The organism is Klebsiella sp. 10982 (assembly GCF_048589245.1).
GTDB lineage: Bacteria > Pseudomonadota > Gammaproteobacteria > Enterobacterales > Enterobacteriaceae > Klebsiella > Klebsiella quasivariicola.
Genome location: NZ_JBMAXV010000099.1, coordinates 1 through 2,942, shown reverse-complemented (window position 1 = coordinate 2,942; position 2,942 = coordinate 1). Strand labels below are relative to the sequence as shown.

1 rRNA gene is annotated in these 2,942 nt (G+C 53.2%); it reads left to right on the top strand.

The annotated features are described in order from the left end of the window. Nucleotides 1-17 precede the first annotated feature (17 nt). Nucleotides 18-2,920: ribosomal RNA gene (locus tag ACKLKD_RS27665) — 23S ribosomal RNA — on the top strand. The last annotated feature ends 22 nt before the right edge of the window (nt 2,921-2,942 follow it).

Here is a 2,942-nt window from a genome sequence, read left to right as displayed (position 1 = left end):
ACATCTTCGGGTTGTGAGGTTAAGCGACTAAGCGTACACGGTGGATGCCCTGGCAGTCAGAGGCGATGAAGGACGTGCTAATCTGCGAAAAGCGTCGGTAAGGTGATATGAACCGTTACAGCCGGCGATGTCCGAATGGGGAAACCCAGTGTGATTCGTCACACTATCGTTAACTGAATACATAGGTTAACGAGGCGAACCGGGGGAACTGAAACATCTAAGTACCCCGAGGAAAAGAAATCAACCGAGATTCCCCCAGTAGCGGCGAGCGAACGGGGAGCAGCCCAGAGTCTGAATCAGCTTGTGTGTTAGTGGAACGGTCTGGAAAGTCCGACGGTACAGGGTGATAGTCCCGTACACCAAAATGCACAGGCTGTGAACTCGAAGAGTAGGGCGGGACACGTGGTATCCTGTCTGAATATGGGGGGACCATCCTCCAAGGCTAAATACTCCTGACTGACCGATAGTGAACCAGTACCGTGAGGGAAAGGCGAAAAGAACCCCGGCGAGGGGAGTGAAAAAGAACCTGAAACCGTGTACGTACAAGCAGTGGGAGCCTCTTTATGGGGTGACTGCGTACCTTTTGTATAATGGGTCAGCGACTTATATTCTGTAGCAAGGTTAACCGTATAGGGGAGCCGCAGGGAAACCGAGTCTTAACTGGGCGTTAAGTTGCAGGGTATAGACCCGAAACCCGGTGATCTAGCCATGGGCAGGTTGAAGGTTGGGTAACACTAACTGGAGGACCGAACCGACTAATGTTGAAAAATTAGCGGATGACTTGTGGCTGGGGGTGAAAGGCCAATCAAACCGGGAGATAGCTGGTTCTCCCCGAAAGCTATTTAGGTAGCGCCTCGTGAACTCATCTTCGGGGGTAGAGCACTGTTTCGGCTAGGGGGTCATCCCGACTTACCAACCCGATGCAAACTACGAATACCGAAGAATGTTATCACGGGAGACACACGGCGGGTGCTAACGTCCGTCGTGAAGAGGGAAACAACCCAGACCGCCAGCTAAGGTCCCAAAGTCATGGTTAAGTGGGAAACGATGTGGGAAGGCCCAGACAGCCAGGATGTTGGCTTAGAAGCAGCCATCATTTAAAGAAAGCGTAATAGCTCACTGGTCGAGTCGGCCTGCGCGGAAGATGTAACGGGGCTAAACCATGCACCGAAGCTGCGGCAGCGACACTATGTGTTGTTGGGTAGGGGAGCGTTCTGTAAGCCTGTGAAGGTGGCCTGTGAGGGCTGCTGGAGGTATCAGAAGTGCGAATGCTGACATAAGTAACGATAAAGCGGGTGAAAAGCCCGCTCGCCGGAAGACCAAGGGTTCCTGTCCAACGTTAATCGGGGCAGGGTGAGTCGACCCCTAAGGCGAGGCCGAAAGGCGTAGTCGATGGGAAACAGGTTAATATTCCTGTACTTGGTGTTACTGCGAAGGGGGGACGGAGAAGGCTATGTCATCCGGGCGACGGTTGTCCCGGTTTAAGCATGTAGGCTGGTTATCCAGGCAAATCCGGATAATCAAGGCTGAGGTGTGATGACGAGGTACCACGGTACTGAAGTGACAGATGCCCTGCTTCCAGGAAAAGCCTCTAAGCATCAGGTAACATCAAATCGTACCCCAAACCGACACAGGTGGTCAGGTAGAGAATACCAAGGCGCTTGAGAGAACTCGGGTGAAGGAACTAGGCAAAATGGTGCCGTAACTTCGGGAGAAGGCACGCTGGTGTGTAGGTGAAGTCCCTGCGGACGGAGCTGAGACCAGTCGAAGATACCAGCTGGCTGCAACTGTTTATTAAAAACACAGCACTGTGCAAACACGAAAGTGGACGTATACGGTGTGACGCCTGCCCGGTGCCGGAAGGTTAATTGATGGGGTTATCCGTAAGGAGAAGCTCTTGATCGAAGCCCCGGTAAACGGCGGCCGTAACTATAACGGTCCTAAGGTAGCGAAATTCCTTGTCGGGTAAGTTCCGACCTGCACGAATGGCGTAATGATGGCCAGGCTGTCTCCACCCGAGACTCAGTGAAATTGAACTCGCTGTGAAGATGCAGTGTACCCGCGGCAAGACGGAAAGACCCCGTGAACCTTTACTATAGCTTGACACTGAACATTGAGCCTTGATGTGTAGGATAGGTGGGAGGCTTTGAAGCGTGGACGCCAGTCTGCGTGGAGCCAACCTTGAAATACCACCCTTTAATGTTTGATGTTCTAACGTTGGCCCCTTATCGGGGTTGCGGACAGTGTCTGGTGGGTAGTTTGACTGGGGCGGTCTCCTCCCAAAGCGTAACGGAGGAGCACGAAGGTTAGCTAATCCTGGTCGGACATCAGGAGGTTAGTGCAATGGCATAAGCTAGCTTGACTGCGAGCGTGACGGCGCGAGCAGGTGCGAAAGCAGGTCATAGTGATCCGGTGGTTCTGAATGGAAGGGCCATCGCTCAACGGATAAAAGGTACTCCGGGGATAACAGGCTGATACCGCCCAAGAGTTCATATCGACGGCGGTGTTTGGCACCTCGATGTCGGCTCATCACATCCTGGGGCTGAAGTAGGTCCCAAGGGTATGGCTGTTCGCCATTTAAAGTGGTACGCGAGCTGGGTTTAGAACGTCGTGAGACAGTTCGGTCCCTATCTGCCGTGGGCGCTGGAGAATTGAGGGGGGCTGCTCCTAGTACGAGAGGACCGGAGTGGACGCATCACTGGTGTTCGGGTTGTCATGCCAATGGCACTGCCCGGTAGCTAAATGCGGAAGAGATAAGTGCTGAAAGCATCTAAGCACGAAACTTGCCCCGAGATGAGTTCTCCCTGAGACTATAAGTCTCCTGAAGGAACGTTGAAGACGACGACGTTGATAGGCCGGGTGTGTAAGCGCAGCGATGCGTTGAGCTAACCGGTACTAATGAACCGTGAGGCTTAACCTTACAACGCCGAAGATGTTTTGGC